General features: G+C 63.1%; 11 protein-coding genes and 1 tRNA gene. 4 read left to right on the forward strand and 8 right to left on the reverse strand.

Annotated features, from left to right (window positions below; genetic code table 11):
• Positions 1-1121: 1121 nt before the first annotated feature.
• On the forward strand, positions 1122-1427 hold the full coding sequence (locus tag H3H39_RS12885) for a helix-turn-helix transcriptional regulator (protein WP_182153805.1): 306 nt from the start codon (positions 1122-1124) through the stop codon (positions 1425-1427).
• Here the strand turns inward: H3H39_RS12885 and H3H39_RS12890 are convergent.
• The 4 genes from H3H39_RS12890 to pepN all read right to left on the reverse strand — a co-directional run bounded on the left by H3H39_RS12890 (position 1387) and on the right by pepN (position 6723).
• Positions 1387-2622: a tyrosine-type recombinase/integrase gene (locus H3H39_RS12890; RefSeq protein ID WP_182153806.1), complete on the reverse strand. Its 1236-nt coding sequence runs from the start codon at positions 2620-2622 to the stop codon at positions 1387-1389. The two genes, H3H39_RS12885 and H3H39_RS12890, sit on opposite strands and share 41 nt — an antisense overlap.
• Positions 2623-2825: 203 nt before the next feature.
• Positions 2826-2901: transfer RNA gene (locus tag H3H39_RS12895), tRNA-Thr, on the reverse strand.
• 124 nt (positions 2902-3025) lie between these two features.
• Positions 3026-4027: a class 1 fructose-bisphosphatase gene (locus tag H3H39_RS12900; protein WP_182153807.1), complete on the reverse strand. Its 1002-nt coding sequence runs from the start codon at positions 4025-4027 to the stop codon at positions 3026-3028.
• A 38-nt stretch (positions 4028-4065) separates the two neighbouring features.
• Complete coding sequence (gene pepN / locus H3H39_RS12905; protein WP_182153808.1) at positions 4066-6723, reverse strand: aminopeptidase N; 2658 nt, start codon at positions 6721-6723, stop codon at positions 4066-4068.
• Between the two features lie 193 nt (positions 6724-6916).
• On the opposite strand from pepN, the gene H3H39_RS12910 reads away from it, so the two are divergent.
• A complete protein-coding gene (locus H3H39_RS12910; RefSeq protein WP_182153809.1) occupies positions 6917-7612 on the forward strand; it encodes a DUF4136 domain-containing protein in 696 nt (231 codons plus the stop codon).
• Positions 7613-7627: 15 nt separating this feature from the next.
• Here H3H39_RS12910 and H3H39_RS12915 read toward each other — a convergent pair whose 3' ends face one another.
• The 4 genes from H3H39_RS12915 to H3H39_RS12930 all read right to left on the reverse strand — a co-directional run bounded on the left by H3H39_RS12915 (position 7628) and on the right by H3H39_RS12930 (position 12600).
• Positions 7628-8602, reverse strand: coding sequence for a quinone oxidoreductase family protein (locus H3H39_RS12915; RefSeq protein ID WP_182153810.1), 975 nt, complete (start codon positions 8600-8602; stop codon positions 7628-7630).
• A gap of 25 nt (positions 8603-8627) precedes the next feature.
• Positions 8628-9011, reverse strand: coding sequence for a methylglyoxal synthase (locus tag H3H39_RS12920; RefSeq protein WP_182153811.1), 384 nt, complete (start codon positions 9009-9011; stop codon positions 8628-8630).
• A 37-nt stretch (positions 9012-9048) separates the two neighbouring features.
• The gene (locus tag H3H39_RS12925; RefSeq protein ID WP_182153812.1) at positions 9049-9963 is read right to left on the reverse strand and encodes a DMT family transporter; all 915 of its coding nucleotides are present in this window, start codon (positions 9961-9963) and stop codon (positions 9049-9051) included.
• 138 nt (positions 9964-10101) lie between these two features.
• On the reverse strand, positions 10102-12600 hold the full coding sequence (locus H3H39_RS12930; RefSeq protein WP_182153813.1) for an alkaline phosphatase D family protein: 2499 nt from the start codon (positions 12598-12600) through the stop codon (positions 10102-10104).
• A gap of 204 nt (positions 12601-12804) precedes the next feature.
• On the opposite strand from H3H39_RS12930, the gene H3H39_RS12935 reads away from it, so the two are divergent.
• Together H3H39_RS12935 and purD are read left to right on the forward strand one after the other, a co-directional pair.
• Complete coding sequence (locus H3H39_RS12935) at positions 12805-13530, forward strand: YebC/PmpR family DNA-binding transcriptional regulator (RefSeq protein WP_182153814.1); 726 nt, start codon at positions 12805-12807, stop codon at positions 13528-13530.
• A gap of 71 nt (positions 13531-13601) precedes the next feature.
• Positions 13602-14870, forward strand: coding sequence for a phosphoribosylamine--glycine ligase (gene purD, locus H3H39_RS12940; protein ID WP_182153815.1), 1269 nt, complete (start codon positions 13602-13604; stop codon positions 14868-14870).
• Positions 14871-15069: the final 199 nt, after the last annotated feature.

A 15069-nucleotide genomic window follows, 5' to 3' on the forward strand; every position in this document is an offset into this window, starting at 1 on the left:
TCATCCGCATTCATCGTTGAAGTTGAAATCGCCTCGCATGTTCAGGAGGGAGCTGGCGCGCCGGGCTCAGGAAAACGGCGCTAACTAAGCGATAGGCTGTGTCCGGCTATACGGGGGCAAGATCAGCTGCATTCATTACGTTGTGCGCAGGCAGTACAGCCAACGTGAGCGAGCCACTCAGAAAATTCTATATGTATCAGCATGCATGGGTGTTAATCCATTGCGAAGGCATGGGGTTCCGATTGCCTAAGAAACGCGATCTTGAGCGCATGGCTCTTACAGGCTCCCTGCCAGGCGAGGATGATGCAAGTGTCGCAGCTCGCCTTGAGCTGTTTAATTCGGTTGCGGAGTCTAGTCGGAAATAGAGCGACAGCCTCAGCGGACGCTCTCCTTGTAGTGCGCCCCCTTGCACGACTAGCGGCATGGAGCCTTGGTGCAAGGGGGCATAGCATTCGAATTGTTAATGAGCAATGGGAATCCCGCATGGTCGATGCATGATGGCACTTTGCATGTGACTGCGCTAGAAGGGGGAAGAATTGGCGCTTACGATTTCCTTGCGGCTGAGCGGCAATTTTGAGCGCGATGTGGTTACAGTTTTGCAGGAAGAATCTTCGGCAGGAATCATGCGAATATTCAGCGGAGACCGTTGGCCGAAGCTCCATTACAGTCCCTTTAAGGCCTGTGCTCGCCCCCAGCGCCTCGAGTGCATTGGAGAGCATCGCCATCGCGGCTTCGTCTGTTTCCAGGGTATTCCTTAACTGAGCCATTCAATCTTCCGCAGTTTTCACGTTACGTGAATTTTCACATTTCATGAAGAATTTTGGTCGTTTTCAAGAAAATCTGAAATTCACGGATCGTGAAAATAGGCAAAAGTTGAACGCAAACCAGAGAGAATACTCACCAAGCCAGTAGATGCAAAATATGCAACGCAGTAGCCACCACCCCGCCCTCCTGACTGGGCAATGAAAACCGACAACCAATTTCCAAATTGCAGCGTTGAGCAAACTCAACGCTTCGTGCGATACCCATAGGCCCATGTCATATCCCATAGCGTTCCCTCAAACGCTTACAACCGCGCAGGTCTTACCTTATTGAGAAGACCTTTCGATAAGGAGATAAGTGTGGACACCAATAAACTCATACCGGGAACATGCCGCTTGATGCGCATACGCGAAGTACTGCAATTGTGCGGCTTCTCACGCGCCACGCTGTACCGGGAGATCAAGCTGCACGCCTTCCCTGCACAGGTGAAGCTGTCAGCACGGTCTGTGGGCTGGCTGCAGGATGATGTGATGCAGTGGTTGGATGCGCGCATAGCGCAGCGCGGCCCGGCCTACCAGGCCTCCATACAGGTCGAATGCCACGACACCAAACGTGGGGCAGCAATTAAGCCTGCCCACCGCCGGGCAACGGATAGATCGGAATGACGTCGGCGCCAGCACGCAGCTTATCGAGGTAGTCGGCCCAGCGCTGCATCATCGCCTTGCGCGCTGGAAGGTGCGCCGTGCGATTGTAGGCACGCCCGTTTGGATCGATGACGCGGTGCGCCAGCTGGTGTTCGATAAGGTCCACGCGCTCATTCAGCACTTCATCAAGTATGGTTCGCGCGGTCGCGCGGAAGCCATGTGCGGTCATCACCTCTTTCGAGAAACCCATGCCCCGCAAGGCCGCATTGATGGTGTTCTCGCTCATACAGGCTTGCTCGGTGCGCAGACTAGGGAAGACAAACTTCCCGTGTCCCGTCACGCGATACAACTCCCGCAGGATCTCCACTGCCTGTGTGGGCAGAGGAACCATGTGCTCCAGCTTCATTTTCATCTTCGCCGCAGGGATACGCCATTCGGCCGCATCCAGATCGAATTCAGGCCATTCTGCGGCACGCAATTCGCCCGGACGCACGAACAGCATGGGGGTGAGCTTTAACGCCGACACCGCGACGATATGGCCGTTGTAGGCGTATATGGAGCGCAGCAGAACCGCTAGTTCCTTCGGTTCGGTGATGGCGGCGAAGTTAGTGCGTGGTATCGCCACCAAAGCACCCTTCAGATCTGGCGTCACATCACGCTCCACCCAGCCAATCGCCACGCCATAGCGCAGGATCTGGCCGCACACCTGCTTCATGCGGTGAGCCGAGTCGATGGCGCCGCGCGCTTCGACGCGTTGGATCACGCCCAGGATATCGCGCGGCCTGATGGCGGCTGCCGGCATGGAGCCAATGAAGGGAAAGAGATCGTGCTCCAGCCAGGCCTGCACCTTTTCTTGCGTTGCTGCGCGTCGGCTGACCGCCATCTTGGCCAGCCACTGCAGCGCCAATGCCTCAAAGGTGTTTTTCTCGATGTCGTCCTGTAGCTCACTCAGATCGGGCTTCTTCGGTTTCGGATCGACACCTGCGCGCAGCAGCTTGCGCGCATCGGCGCATAACTCGCGCGCCTCCGCCAGAGAGACTTCGGGATAGATGCCGAGGGCCAGAGTCTTGTGCTTGCCCTTGTAGCGGTAATTCATCCGCCAGTACTTATTTGCCTCTTTGATAAGCAAATATAAGGTGCGGCCATCGTTGTATTTGTCGCCGCTCGGCTTCCCGGAATGCTTGAGTTTCCGTATGAAAAGATCGGTGAGTGGCATGGCTGCCTCCCGAAGGGACCTGGCGCCGATTGAGGGACATTTGAGGGACCTAAGCTCTGTGTGAGGGACCTGACGCCAATTTTGTCCCTCATTTGTCGGAGATTTCATGGTACGCCGACGGATTTTCGAAGACAACAAAAAACCCGCTTCCCTATGACAGGAGCGGGTTTTGATACTTCTTGGTACTACTTATTGCTGAGTTCTGGTGCCGCTTGCCGGAATCGAACTGGCGACCTTTTCATTACGAATGAACTGCTCTACCAACTGAGCTAAAGCGGCGAAGGCCCACATTCTAACAAACAATTCTCCCTATCCGCTAGTCCCCGATGCAAAATAATTCGAGACATTGAAAAATCATCATTGCATCGGGCGCACAATAGGCTATACGGGGCTATGCGGCCGGTCAGCCCTGGTGGTAGCCCGTCACCACCGCCACCTCGTCGCGCGAGCCCAGGAACACGGGCACGCGCTGGTGCAGCTTGTGCGGGGCGATGTCGAGGATGCGCTGCTTGCCGTCGGTGGCCGCGCCGCCCGCCTGCTCGACGATGAAGGCCATCGGGTTCGCTTCATACATCAGGCGCAGTTTGCCCGGCATGGACGTGTCGCGCAGGTCGGCCGGGTACATGAAGATGCCGCCGCGGTTCAGGATGCGGTGCACATCGGCCACCATCGAGGCGATCCAGCGCATGTTGAAGTTGGTGCCGCGCGGGCCCGTGTCGCCAGCCAGCAGCTCTTGCACGTAGCGCTGCACGGGCGGGTGCCAGTGGCGCATGTTGGACATGTTGATGGCGAATTCCTTGGTCTTGGCCGGAATCTGCATGTCGCGCTGGGTCAGCACCCAGGAACCCATCTCGCGGTCCAGCGTGAAGCAGTTCACGCCATGGCCGGTGGTCAGCACCAGCATGGTCTGCGGGCCGTACACGGCGTAGCCGGCGGCCACTTGCTTGCTGCCGGCCTGCATGAAGTCGGCCTCGGTCGGTTCGCCCATGCCTTCCGGCGCCTTGAGCACGGAGAAGATGGTGCCGATCGAGACGTTGACGTCGATGTTGGAGGAGCCGTCCAGTGGATCGAACAGCAGCATGTATTCGCCCTTGGGATAGCGGTTCGGGATCGGGTGGATCGATTCCATTTCTTCCGACGCCATGGCCGCCAGGTGGCCGCCCCATTCGTTCGCTTCCAGCAGGATTTCGTTGGAGATGATGTCGAGCTTCTTCTGCACTTCGCCCTGGACGTTTTCCGTGTCGGCCGTGCCGAGCACTTCGCCCAGCGCGCCCTTGCCCACCGAGTGGCTGATGGTCTTGCAGGCGCGCGCGACCACTTCGATCAGCAGGCGCAGTTCGGCCGGGATCGTGTTGTTTTGTCGCTGTTCTTCGACCAGGTATTGCGTGAGGCTGATGCGTTTCATGGATTCCCTTATTTAGTCAAAATACTCAGTCAAAATACTTAGTTGGACAGCGCTTTGCTGATCACTTCCAGCACGTCGTTGGACAGCTTGGAGCGCGCTGCCACCCGTTCGAGCGCATGGCGCATGTGCACCTGCAGCGCAGGCACGTAACGGCGCCAGCGGTCCATGCTGCGCGCCAGGCGGGCCGCCACTTGCGGGTTGATCTTGTCGAGCGCGATCACCTGCTCGGCCCAGAAGTCGTAGCCGCTGCCGTCGGCCGCGTGGAACTGCGGTGGATTGGCGTTGGCGAAGTTGAACAGCAGGCTGCGCGCGCGGTTCGGATTCTTCAGCGTGAAGGCGGGATGCAGCATCAGCTGGCGCACGGCCGCCACGTCGGTGCCGGGGGCGGCGGCCTGCATGGCGAACCATTTGTCGACCACCAGCGCTTCCTGTTCGAAGTCGGCGTAGAAGCTGGCCAGGCTGGCGCTGGCGTCGGCGCCGCTGTGGATCAGGGCTGCCAGCGCTGCGGCGCGGTCGGTCATGTTGGTGGCTTGTTCGAACTGCTGGCGGGCCAGCGCCAGGTCCGCATCCTGCGGTGCGATCAGCAGGTAGGCCAGCGCCAGGTTCTTCAGCGCGCGCTTGCCGGCCGAGACGGCGTCCGGGCTGTAGTCGCCGGGGGTCTGGTTGGCGTGGTACTGGGCCAGCAGTTCCGGGCGCAGCGCGGCGCCGATGGTGCGGCGCATGAACTGGCGCGCGCCATGGATGGCTTGCGGGTCGACCACCGGCACCTGTTCGGCGATGATGGTTTCCGACGGCAGGATCAGGGCCAGTTCGCGGAAGGCCGGGTCCAGCGTGTCGTCCGTCAGCACGTTGCGGAAGGCGGCGATGAAGGTGTCGTCCAGCGCCAGCGTGTCGCCGGCGGCCACGGCGCTGGTCAGCACCAGCAGGCGTTCCATGGCCAGCCGCTGGCCAGCTTCCCAGCGGTTGACGGGGTCGCTGTCGTGGCTGAACAGGTGCAGCAGTTCGGCGTCCGTGTAGTCGTATTCCAGCACCACGGGCGCGGAGAAGCCGCGCAGCAGCGATGGCGTGGGCTTCTGGTCGATGCCCTTGAAGCGGAAGGTTTGCGTGGCCTCCGTCAGTTCCAGCACCACGGTGGTGGGCGCGTGCTTGGGCGACGGTGCGCCTTCCAGCCGCAACAACAAGTCCTTGCCGTTCGCGTCCAGCAGGCCCACGGCCACGGGGATGTGGAACGGCAGCTTGTCCGGCTGGCCGGCCGTGGCCGGGCAGTGCTGGCTGAGCGTGATCTCGTAGCAGCGCGCGGCCACGTCGTAGCGCGTGCTGGCCGTCACCACGGGGGTGCCGGCCTGGCTGTACCAGCGTTCGAACTGGGTCAGGTCGCGGCCGTTGGCGTCGGCCATGGCGGCGCGGAAGTCGTCGCATTCCACGGCCTGGCCGTCGTGCCGTTCAAAGTACAGGTCCATGCCCTTGCGGAAGCCGTCGCGGCCCAACAGGGTCTGGTACATGCGCACCACTTCGGCGCCCTTTTCATACACGGTCACCGTGTAGAAGTTGTTGATCTCGACGAACGAGTCGGGCCGCACCGGGTGCGCCATGGGGCCGGCGTCTTCCGGGAACTGGGCCTGGCGCAGCGTGCGCACCTGGTCGATGCGGGTCACGGCGCGGCCGGTGTCGGTGCCGATCATGTCGGCCGAGAATTCCTGGTCGCGGAATACGGTCAGGCCTTCCTTGAGCGACAGCTGGAACCAGTCGCGGCACGTCACGCGGTTGCCGGTCCAGTTGTGGAAGTATTCGTGGCCCACCACCGCTTCGATGCCGGCGTAGTCGACGTCGGTCGCCACGCGCGAATTGGCCAGCACGTACTTGGTGTTGAAGATGTTCAGGCCCTTGTTTTCCATGGCGCCCATGTTGAAGTCGCCCACGGCGACGATCATGAAGCGGTCCAGGTCCAGTTCCAGGCCAAAGCGTTCCTCGTCCCAGCGGATCGAGTTCTTCAGCGACTGCATGGCGTAGTCGGTCTTGTCGAGGTTACCCTCCTCCACCCACACCTGCAGCAGCACTTCGCGGCCGGACTTGAGCGTGTAGCGCTCTTCCTGGCATACGAGGCGGGCCGCCACCAGCGCGAACAGATAGGACGGTTTCTTGAACGGGTCTTCCCACTTGGCGTAGTGGCGGCCGTCGCCCAAGTCGCCTTCCTCGATCAGGTTACCGTTCGACAGCAGCACGGGGTACAACTGCTTGTCGGCCCGCAGCATCACCGTGTATTTCGCCATCACGTCCGGACGGTCGGGGAAATAGGTGATGCGGCGGAAGCCTTCAGCCTCGCACTGGGTGAAGAAATTGCCGTTCGAGACGTACAGGCCCGACAAGGTGGTGTTCTTCACGGGCGCGCACAGGGTTTCGATTTCCAGCACCACGTCGGCCGGGGCCTTGGGGATGGTCAGCGACGAAGGCGTGAGCCGGTACTGGCTGGCCGTCAGCGCCTTGCCGTTCAGGCGCACTTGCACCAGTTCGATTTCCTCGCCGTGCAGCACAATGTCGCGGCTCTTGCTGGCCGGATTGCGGTGCAGGGTGATGCGGTTGGCGACGATGGTGCGGGCCGGATCGAGGTCGAAGCCCAGTTCGACGGTGTCGACCAGGTAGGCTGGCGCGGTGTAATCCTTGCGGAAGATGGTCTGGGGGCTGCTGTCTGTGCGCATGGGAGCTCTGGTAGGAGGCGGGATCAAGGGGCTATTTTACCAATACCGGGCCCGGCGCGAGACGTTTTGACCGATGGGAACGTGGATAAGTTGCAGGTTTCCCTCCGCCGGTAACATTCTGTAATAATCATGCGCTAACGACAACTTCGTCGTAGACTGAATGATGGAACATTCATTGTGGAAGGGCAACGTCATGAAATCTTTCGCCATAGTGGCGGCTGCCGCCACCCTGTTGTTGAGCGGCTGCGCGACGACCATACGTAGCGACGTGACCGCTTTCAACGACTGGCCGGCGGACCTGCACAACAAAGCCTACGTGTTCAGCGCGCCACCGCCCAACGAGGACACGCTGGAATACCGCAGCTATCAAGTCTTGGTCAGCAACGAGCTGGGCAAACTGGGCTTCAAACAGGCGGCCGACGGCGTGCACGCCGGCTTGCTGGTGGGGATGCGCTTCAAGACCGTGGACCAGCCGATCCGCGTGCTGATGGCCACCGACCCGTTCTGGCCCGGCCCGTATTGGGGACCAGGCTGGGGCCGCTACCCCTACCATCGCTACGGCTACCGTCCATTCTTCTATGACCCCATGTTCTACGGCCCGATGGAAGTGGAGGAAGGTGTGCGCCACCAGTACGAGCGTCAGCTCAACATCACCATCAATTCGGATACGGGGCGCAAGCTGTACGACGTCACCGTGCACAACGTGAGCCGGGTGCAGGCCACGCCGCATGTGATGCCGGCGCTGGTGCAAAGCGCGTTCACCGGCTTCCCCGGCCAGAGCGGCGTGCCGCATCAGGTCGAGCTGAAGATCGATGCGAAAATGCTGGAAGACGAAGCACCAGCCGTGCCGGCGGCGGCGCAGAAGGAAGCGCCGCCCGCCGTCAAATAAGCGTTACCGGGTCGTTCAAGGCAAGAGGATGGACGACCCCATCGTCTTGCGCGACTCCAGGTCGATATGGGCTTGCGCCACGTCGGCCAGGTTGTAGCGCTGGTGCACCGGCACCTTCACTTCACCGCTGCCGACCACGCCGAACAGCGACGTTGCCGCCGCTTCCAGGTCTTCCCGCTTGGCCGTGTAGTTCATCAGCGAAGGCCGCGTGATGAACAGCGAACCGCGCGACGCCAGCTCACTGAGGCTGAACGGCGGCACCGGGCCGGACGCGTTGCCGAAGCTGACCATCATGCCCAGCGGCGCCAGGCAATCGAGCGAAGCCGTGAAGGTATCCTTGCCGATCGAGTCGTACACGACGGACACGCCCTTGCCGCCCGTGATCTCGCGCACCCGCTCCACGAAGTTCTCCGTGTTGTAGTTGATGACGTGGGCCGCGCCGTTGGCCCGCGCCAGCGCCGCCTTCTGGTCCGAGCCCACGGTGCCGATCAGGTTCACGCCCAGCACCCGCGCCCACTGGCAGGCGATCAATCCCACGCCGCCGGCGGCCGCGTGGAACAGGATGGTGTCGCCCGCCTTGAGCGCCACCGTGCGGTGGAACAGATACTGCACCGTCAGCCCTTGCAGCATCATGGCGGCCGCCGTCTCGAACGGAATATGCTCGGGCAGCACCAGCAGCGCGGCGGCCGGCATGTTGCGGGCCTGCGCGTACGAGCCGATGGGCCGGCCCGCGTAAGCCACGCGGTCGCCCACCTTGACGTGGGTGACGCCGGGACCAACCGCCTCCACCACGCCCGCCCCTTCCATGCCCAGCCCGGCCGGCAGCGGCTGCGGATACAGCCCGGTGCGGAAATACACGTCGATAAAGTTGACGCCGATCGCCTCGTGCCGCACCTGCGCTTCGCCGGGGCCGGGCGGCGCCAGCGTCACATCGACCAGCTCCATCACTTCCGGCCCGCCGGTGCGGGTCATCTGTATCACTTTCGTCATGCCGGCCTCCGTATGGTGATCAGGTTCAAGGCTGCGCGCGCAGCTGCAATTGGGACAGTACCAGATGTGCCGACGCCATGTTGGTGGCGCACGGCGTATTGTGCACGTCGCAGGCGCGCACCAGCGCGTTGATGTCCGGTTCGTGCGGCTGCGGCGTCATCGGGTCGCGCAGGAAGATCACGCAATCGATCATGCCTTCCACCAACAGCGAGCCGATCTGCAAGTCGCCGCCGAACGGACCGGAATGCTTGCGCTCCACCTGCAGCCCCACTTCGTTGACCAGACGGCCGCCCGTGGTACCGGTGGCCACCAGCGAGCACGTGGCGAGGAAGTCGCGGTATTCCGTGGCCAGCGCGATCATGTCGTCTTTTTTCTTGTCGTGGGCAATCAGGGCGATGCGGGTTTTCATAGCGTGATCCAAGGTTGGGGTGAAAGACAAGGTAAGGCTACTTCTTCGACAGCAGGTAAATCCCCGCCAGCACCAGCGTGGTGCCGGCCAGCTGCCAGGAGGTGATCGGCTCGCCCAGGATCAGCGCGCCGAGGAACAAGGTGGAAACGGGGCCTATCATACCGGCTTGCGAGGCCGTGCTGGCGCCGATGCGGGCCACGGCGATCATGGTCATAAACACCGGCATCACCGTGCACAGCAAGCCGTTCACCAGCGACAGCCAGTACACGGGCGCCGGCTGCACCAGCAACGCGGCCGGGCGCAGGATGAAGAACTGGCCGATGCAGGCCGCGCTGGACACGCACATGGCGTACGACACCAGCCGCAGCGAGCCCAGCCGCTTGACCATCTCGCCGGAAAACAGCAGGTAGACGGCGTAGGAGATGGCCGAGCCGACCACCAGCACCGCCCCCAGCGCCACGTTGCCGCCGCCGCGCAAGTCGTGCAGGAACACCAGCACAATGCCCGCGTAGGACGTGACCAGCGCCAGCCACTGGGCGCGCCGGATGTGCTGGCGCAGGAACACGGTGGTCATCAGCAGCACGAAAGTGGGCGTGAGGAACAGGATCAGCCGTTCCAGGCCGACGGAAATGTATTGCAGGCCGAGGAAATCGAGAAAGCTGGACAGGTAATAGCCGAGCAGGCCCAGCGCCGCCAGGCGCCAGCGGTCGGCGTTGGAGAGCGGCGGCCCGCGGCGCATCTGCCAGAGTGCGATGACGGCGAACACGGGCAGCGAAAACAGCATGCGGAACGCGATCAGGGTGACGGCGTCCAGATGGTGGCGGTACAGCAGCTTGGCCACCACCGCCTTGGTGGAAAACAGCACGGCCCCACCGATGGCCAATCCCAACCCGCCCAGGAAGGCGGCGCGCGCATTGGGCGCGGAAGATGAGGCAGTCGGGTTGTTATCCATGCGGGAATTGTAAAGGCAAACCGGCAACATCGCTTGCCACCAACGAAAATCGGGGACGGACCCCAATTTCCGCATAGCGAAAATTGGGGTCCGTCCCCGATTTTCTGTTCCCGATTCGGCTGGCGCTGTCGCTGTCGCTTAGCTGATGGCGACGGCGGCGCTACCGGCCGTGACGGTGGCGGTGGTCACGCGTGCCACCACATTGGCTGGGGCGTTGCTGCCCACCAGCTTGTTGGCTTGCTTGAACTGGGCCGTCAGCTTGCCCGGGGTCAGGGTGACCACGGTGTAGCCCTGGGCATCCGTGTTCACGTGCTTGAGCCATGGGTTGTTGCCCAACGACGCCAGCTGCTGGGCCAGCGCCAGCAGGTTGACGCTGAACGCGCTGCTGGCCTTCAGGCCGGCCATCACGGCGGCGACGGTCGGATCCAGCTGCACTTCCGGCAAGCCCTTGGCCGCCAGCGCGCCACGCAGTTGCACGCGCAGTTGGTCCAGCAAGCCGTCCACGGTCGGCGCGGCCTTGCCCATGGTGTAGTCGAGCAGGTCGAAGTCCAGGTTCAACGTGCCCACGCCCGGCACCGGCACGGCAACCGGGTAGGTCACCAGGGTGCTGATGTCGCCCAGCGCAGCCGCGGCCGCCTTCAGGTAAGTGAAGAAGGAGTCCGAGCTGATACCGGCCGTGACCAGGTCCACCATCACCGGCGTGCCGCCGTTGGCCGCGTCGAAGTCGTCGCTGACGGTGCCGGCGAAGAAGGCGTGGATGTCGCCCGTGAGCGCCACCACGTTGCTGATGTTGTTGGTCTTCAGGTGGCTCATCAGCGCCTTGCGTTCGCTGTTGTAACCGTCCCACTGGTCGCAGTTGACCAGGAAGCGGGTGAAGAACGGCGCCAGCGCGGCTTTCTTGCCGGACGCGGCCACGAACACGGAATCCGCTTTATGGGCCTGGATGTCGGCTTTGATCCAGCCGAATGCGATCACCTGCGCTGCGGAACCAGCCTGGGCGGCGGCACCAGCCGGCGCGGCGGCCACGGCGGCGTTGTAGGCGGCCACGGTGATGCCGGCCTGGGCCGTCGTCAAGCCCGCGCCCACGGCGGCCGCGCCTTGGGCGGCGGCGCTGCTGCCGGCGCCGGCGATGGCCATGGCGGCGGCCTGGGCGATCGCGGCGGTGGCGCCAGCCGTGGAGGCGGCCACGATGGCTGCGGCCACTGGCAGGTTACCGCCCACGGCGGCAGCAGTCGAGCCGATGGTCGAGGCCAGGGTTGGCACGGCGCCCAGCGCCAACAGGGTGGCGATCGCGTCCACACCGTTCAGGCCCATACGCAGCAGCGACACTTCATTGCCCCACAGCTTCCAGGTCGAGGTGGCCGATTTCATCTTGTCCATCCACCACTGGCGCTGGGTGGTGCCCAGCATGCCGACGATGCTCAGCGGATCGGCGCCGATCTGCACGCCGCCGGCCATCTTCTGCGCTTCCACGCTGTTGAACACGTCCTGCGGCACCAGGTAGCGGGCGCCGATGCTGCCCACGGCCACGCCGGTGGCGGGGTTGATGGCCGCTTCCGGAATCACGTGGTCGGCGCGGTACAGGCGTTCGTCGGTCATCACCAGTTGCATCAGCTTGCCGAACTGGAAGTCGCGGTAGATCTTGATGTTCTGGAAGCTGGTCGAGGCCGTATCGAGGCTCACGTCGGCCGGCATGTATTCGAACCAGGCCTGGTTGGCGTTGCGACGGCGGGCCGGCTGGTGCAAATCGCTGCCGTCGGCGTTGAACGTGCCTTCATAGGTTTCCGCATCCTGCCAGCAATCGTCCGAGAACTCGTGGTCGTCCCAGATGGCGATGAAGGCGAAGCGCTCATGCAGCGCCTGCAGGCGGCTGTCGGTGCGGTATTTCTTATACAGGTAGCGGTAGTCGGCCAGCGTGGTGGCGTACTTGGCGCCCGAGGTGCCGCTCTTGAAGGCGCCGTCCGGCAGCACCAGCTGGTCGTGGCGGGTTTCCACGGCGCCGACCTGGAACGTTTCACCCACGGTTTCGTAGATGTAGTCGCCCAGGTGGACGATGAAGTCGAGGTTCTCGGTGGCCATGTTGCTCATGGCGCCCCAGTGGTTGATGCTCCAGTCCTGGCAGGTCATGTAGGCGAATTGCAGCTGGCTGACGTCGGCGTCGGCCGCCGGCGCGGTCTTGAAGCGGCCCACGTTGGAGCGCACGTCACCGGCCACGAACTGGTAGAAATAGGTGGTGCCAGCCGTCAGGCCCGTGACCTTGTGGCGCACCGTGTTGTCGAACTGGGCTTGCAGCGGCAGTTTCTCGTCCACCAGCAGGGCACCGGCCAGGGCCGCGTTGCTGCCCAGCAGGGAGGCATTGTCGGTGGCGGTGACGACCAGGCGGATGCTCACGTCGTTGCCGGACGCGGCGGCGGCCACGCTGTCGGCGCCCGCTGGCAGCGCGCGGGTCCACAGCATGATGCTGTCGGGACGGGGGTCGCCGGAGGCTACGCTTTGGGGGAACTTCCAGCCGGCGCCTGTGGCGGCCGGCAAGTTGGCCGCGGCCGGGGAGCTGCTGCCGCCGCAACCGACCAGACCGGTGCTGGCCACGGAAACGGTGATGAAGCCGCTAAATTTGAGAAACTGCCTTCTGTCCATATGTCCCCTCTTGTTCGAAATGTACCGGAATTTAAAATCGTAGCATGGCCGTGTGACTTGATGCCTACAAGAAACCGAGCACGCACTCTATTTTAGCAATATTACAATCCTAGCACGCCGGGCTGGGCGGCCGGGGCGGTTTGGCGGGACGGCGATATGCTAAAATACCGCCCTCACGGACTCACCGCCTAAGGAAGACTGAACATGGCTGGACATAGCAAATGGGCCAATATCAAGCACAAAAAAGCCGCGACGGACGCTAAGCGCGGCAAAATCTGGACCCGACTGATCAAGGAAATCACGGTTGCCGCACGCATGGGCGGCGGTGACGTCAACGCCAACCCGCGCCTGCGCCTGGCCATCGACAAGGCGGCCGACGCCAACATGCCCAAGGATAACGTGGCGCGCGCGATCAGCCGCGGCACCGGCGGCGATGACGGCGCCAACTACGAGGAAGTACGCTACGAAGGCTACGGCATCGGCGGCGCCGCCATCATCGTCGACTGCATGACCGACAACCGTGTGCGCACCGTGGCTGAAGTCCGCCACGCCTTCAACAAGAACGGCGGCAACATGGGCACGGAAAACTCGGTGTCCTTCATGTTCAAGCACTGCGGCCAGTTCCTGTTCGCACCCGGCACCAACGAAGACGCGCTGATGGAAGTGGCGCTGGAAGCGGGCGCCGAGGACGTGGTGGCCGACGAGGAAGGCGGCTTCGAAGTACTGTGCGCACCGCACGACTTCGCCACCGTCAAGGACGCGCTGGAAGCGGCCGGTTTCAAGGCCGAAGTGGCCGAGATCATCATGAAGCCCGCCACCGAAACCGTGTTCACGGGCGACGACGCGGTCAAGATGCAAAAACTGCTGGACGCCCTGGAAAACCTGGACGACGTGCAGGAAGTCTATTCCAACGCCCTGATCGAAGACTGATAGTCCTCCCGGCAACAATCCCCCGCGGCGGCCCACTGGCCGCCGTTTTCCGCTCTTTTATGGATTGAACGATGAAAATTTTGGTAGTCGGCTCCGGCGGCCGCGAACACGCGCTGGCATGGAAATTGGCGCAATCGGAACGCATCCAGATGGTGTACGTGGCCCCCGGCAACGGCGGCACCGCGCGCGATGCGCGCCTGGTCAACGTCAACATCACGGACCTGCATGAACTGGCCAATTTCGTCGAGCAGGAACACATCGGCCTGACCGTGGTGGGACCGGAAACCCCGCTGGCCGGCGGCATCGTCAACCTGTTCCGCGCCCGTGGCCTGAAAGTGTTCGGCCCCACCAAGGAAGCGGCCCAGCTGGAGTCGTCGAAAGACTTCGCCAAAGCCTTCATGCACCGCCACGGCATCCCGACGGCGCGCTACCAGACCTTCTCCGACGTGGCCCCGGCCCACGCCTACATCGACGCCATGGGCGCGCCCATCGTCATCAAGGCCGACGGCCTGGCCGCCGGCAAAGGCGTGGTGGTCGCCATGACGCTGGAAGAAGCGCACCGCGCGGTGGACGACATGCTGGCCGATAACCGCTTCGGCGACGCCGGTGCCCGCATCGTGATCGAGGAATTCCTGGCCGGCGAGGAAGCCAGCTTCATCGTCATGTGCGACGGCAAGAACGTGCTGCCGCTGGCCACCAGCCAGGACCACAAGCGCCTGAAAGACAACGACGAAGGCCCGAACACGGGCGGCATGGGCGCCTACTCGCCGGCCCCGATCGTGACCCCGGCCATGCATGCGCGCGTGATGCGCGAGATCATCAACCCCACCATCGCCGGCATGGCCAAGGATGGGATCCAGTTCACCGGCTTCCTGTACGCGGGCCTGATGATCGACGCGGCCGGCAATCCGCGCACGCTGGAATTCAACTGCCGCATGGGCGACCCGGAAACGCAACCGATCATGGCCCGCCTGAAGACCGACCTGCTGGGCGTGATGGAACACGCCGTCAACGGCACGCTGGACGCGGTGGAACTGGAATGGGACCGCCGCACGGCCGTGGGCGTGGTGCTGGCCGCTGCCGGCTACCCGGACGCCCCGCTCAAGGGCGCCGTGATCGACGGCATCCCGGCCGAGACGGCCGAAACCGTCACCTTCCACGCCGGCACGGCCGAAGTGGGCGAACAGTTGCAGGTCACGGGCGGCCGCGTGCTGTGCGTGGTGGGCCTGGGCGACAGCATCAAGATGGCGCAGAAACAGGCGTACGACGTGGTCGACCAGATCCATTTCGACGGCATGCAGTGCCGCCGTGACATCGGCTGGCGCGGCCTGAAGCATTAAAACCAAAGACCGCGAAAGACCGGGGTCAGTTCCGGCATCGTGCCAAAACACGCAAACAAAACAGGGGGCAGTTCCGGCATCACGCCATGATTTGGCAGATTGCCGGAACTGACCCCGGTTCTCGCCGGAACTGACCCCGGTTCTCGGTTCTTGATTTGGCAGATTGCCGGAACTGACCCCGGTTCTTTTTGCTATCACA

The sequence above is a fragment of the Rugamonas apoptosis genome, assembly GCF_014042355.1.
Classification (GTDB): domain Bacteria; phylum Pseudomonadota; class Gammaproteobacteria; order Burkholderiales; family Burkholderiaceae_D; genus Rugamonas; species Rugamonas apoptosis.